Here is a 2,859-nt window from a genome sequence, read left to right as displayed (position 1 = left end):
TTAGCCTCAAATAGGTAAGCCGCAAGCGCCTGCTCAAGAGCAGGAACGAACGATTTATCTCCTTTAACAACCGACACTGTGACACGCATACCACGTGCACCACCGTCTACGACATCGATGTTCGCGTCACCCAGACCCATCTCATTGTGAACCAAATCTGTTACCCTCAATTTGGCGGCTTCACACCGCAAAACTGGTTTGTAGATTTTACCGACTGAGGTTAGAGGTATCGTGTCGATAATCTGTATCTTCTTCGGCCATGCAGGACGCTCATCAATTGTGCTTTGGGCATGCTCCTGTAATTCTGTAACGCTCACCTCAGCGCCCTCGTTCAACTGAATAAAGCAAACGGGCAACTCTCCAGCATAGGCGTCGGGCATACCTACCGCAGCAGCAACTGCGACTGCGGGATGCGTGGTCATGGCATTTTCGATCATCGCTGGGTCAATGTTGTGGCCGCTGCGGATAATCAGATCTTTTGATCGACCAGCAATGTAGAGCCGCCCCTGCGCATCCTTGTACCCCAGATCGCCAGAATTTAGCACGCCATCATTGAACACATTGTTGTTTTGTTTTGGATCACTATAGCCTGGCGAAACGTGATCTCCGCTGATCGCGATGACACCGATTTCGCCGATATCGCATGCCTGATCAAGTGTACCATCCGCCTTCTGGTGCAACACGTCGACCTGAGTGTAGGGCAGCGCCCAACCAACAGACCCAGTAGCGCCGTCCCCGCAGGCAGGATCAATGCTGATTAATCCTGAGGCTTCAGTCATTCCCAATATTTCAAAAAGAGTGCAGCCCGTAACTTCCGTGAACCGGTGCCCAACAGCAGGAGGTAACAGTGCAGCACCCGTCAGACCTGCTCGCACAGCGCTGATGTCATATTCACCCACCCGAGTTTGCAACACTGCGCCAAGTGCGGTTGGAACACCAGCCACCAACGTGGCTTTGTATTGGGCTGTTAGTCGCCAGAAACCCTCTACGATAGCAGGATTGCGCAGGCCAGCTGGCGACATGATGAGCATTTGCGCGCTCGCCATAAAGACACTCAGACCTGCAACAATGGTTCCTGCAACATGGAATAATGGAAACGTTGCGGTCAGAATATCGCTAGAGGAGTAACCGCACATAGACGCCCCGCCAAAAGCGGCTACCAATTGGCTACGATGTGTGTGTGCGACCAGCTTTGGCACTCCAGTTGTGCCACCAGTGTGAAAATACGCGGCCACATCATTGCCTCCGCGTGCTTCACCAAAGGTCAGGTGATCATCAGGTTGCGCCATCAAGGCTGAACCAAAATCAATCACGCCCTCTTCCACTCGATCTCCGGGAGGCGAAACTCGCACGAGGATCAGGCCAGGAATCTGGCTTTTTAATTGTAATGCTTTTTCCCAGATATCCAGCTGAGGGTGTGGGCCAAGAGCGACCAGGATTTTTGCACCTGATGCTTTGAGCAACTCGGCGATGCTATCTGGCTGCAAAAGGAAGTTAATAGGGACTGCAAAACCGGATGTTTCCGCGCCCCATAAAGTGACATGCGTTTCGACCAGAGACGGTAGCATGTAAGCAACGCCTGGTGCTGGTCCCCCCAGAGCGGAAAACATATTGGCCGCTCTTCGGATAAGCCCAAGCAACTGAGCATACCCAACCTGACGTGGCTGCTCATCCGCAGCACCTGTCATCAACATCGTGATCGCGGGGGCGTCGGGCCGCTGATCAGCACTTGAAATAAATACGTCTAGAATGCTGCTCTCCGGCAAGCGTTCCTCGAGCGACATCTCAGCCTCGAAACATTTAAGGTCTCTCGCGTTCCGGATAGGTTCATTTCCCAGATTAGCCATCGAATGCTCCTCAAGTCTGTATTTGATTTCGAGTTAGTCTTTCTCAACAAACAGAATTGGGCAATCCTGATTCTGACTCTAGGCCTAGTTGCCCTCCAATCTATCAACGGGAGCTGTGAAACTAATGAGACCTCGCATCAGATTGCTCGAGCAGCCTAAATCTATGCGCTCAATAACTAACGCCACTCAGCGAGAGCAGCGGTACGGTTTAGCTTGAAATTGGTGCATGAGTAGAGATGGTGTTCCTGCTGCCCCTCACAGCCAACATAACCCCACACTCGGCCCCCCATCTGTAGATATGTACGGACTCTTGGGTAGCACCACTGGCAATGCTCCAGCAGATACGCATACTGGCATAATGAAGAATGATTACAATACTGCTGACCTAGAATACTTTCTCCAACATCAGATGAGAATGTTCGGTGCTTAAATTCAGTGGAGACATAGCTATGAGTTCACCATTCAAACAATTAGTAACGGATTATTTTACCTTTGTTGATACAGAAGACCTCCCATCAATACTGCAGCTAATGACACCAGAATGCGTGTTGACCGTCGAAACACACGGGGTGAAACTGAGCAGCCATGAAGAGATAAGTGCGATGTTTCTTAGGTTATGGGGTAATCATCAGTGGGTTAAACATGATCAGTTTAACTGGGTTGAGGGAGCGACCGACGATAATATAGCTGTCCGCTTTAGGGTTACTAATAAACTCAACAACGGTGAGATCGTAAATAAATCGAACTGCAACTTCTTTACAGTGAAGCAAGGGTTGTTCTCTGAGATACGTATCTACATGGCTGGAGAAAATACACTTAACTCACATGATTAGCCTTCAAATATTTGGCTGTACGCAAACCGTCATAGGCATCAATACTGGAGCCTCAGCAGGTCAGACGGTCTTCCACGTACACATACACTTGATTCCAAGACGTGATGATGATGTCGCTGACCCGAGAGGTGGGGTACGTGGAGTTATCCCAAGTAAGCAGGGGTATTAACGTGCGGCCT

3 protein-coding genes are annotated in these 2,859 nt (G+C 50.2%); 2 read left to right on the top strand and 1 reads right to left on the bottom strand.

The genetic code is table 11. The annotated features are described in order from the left end of the window. The coding region (locus QZ279_RS14695; RefSeq protein WP_293452219.1) for an AMP-binding protein at positions 1–1,847 on the bottom strand (1,847 nt) is incomplete at its 3' end. A 449-nt stretch (positions 1,848–2,296) separates the two neighbouring features. Here QZ279_RS14695 and QZ279_RS14690 point away from each other — a divergent pair. Then, complete coding sequence (locus QZ279_RS14690) at positions 2,297–2,680, top strand: nuclear transport factor 2 family protein (RefSeq protein ID WP_293452217.1); 384 nt, start codon at positions 2,297–2,299, stop codon at positions 2,678–2,680. Beyond that, complete coding sequence (locus tag QZ279_RS14685; protein ID WP_293452214.1) at positions 2,673–2,849, top strand: HIT family protein; 177 nt, start codon at positions 2,673–2,675, stop codon at positions 2,847–2,849. The genes QZ279_RS14690 and QZ279_RS14685 overlap by 8 nt, the downstream gene beginning before the upstream one ends. Positions 2,850–2,859 lie beyond the last annotated feature (10 nt).

Source organism: Planktotalea sp. (assembly GCF_018607965.1).
Classification (GTDB): Bacteria; Pseudomonadota; Alphaproteobacteria; order Rhodobacterales; family Rhodobacteraceae; genus Planktotalea.
Note: the sequence above shows the minus strand (reverse complement) of the source record. Positions and strands in the feature narration are given on the sequence as shown.

Coding starts and splice junctions, on each gene's coding strand:
- QZ279_RS14690 (WP_293452217.1), top strand. CDS start 2,297: ATGAGTTCACCATTCAAACAATTAGTAACGGATTATTTTACCTTTGTT.
- QZ279_RS14685 (WP_293452214.1), top strand. CDS start 2,673: ATGATTAGCCTTCAAATATTTGGCTGTACGCAAACCGTCATAGGCATC.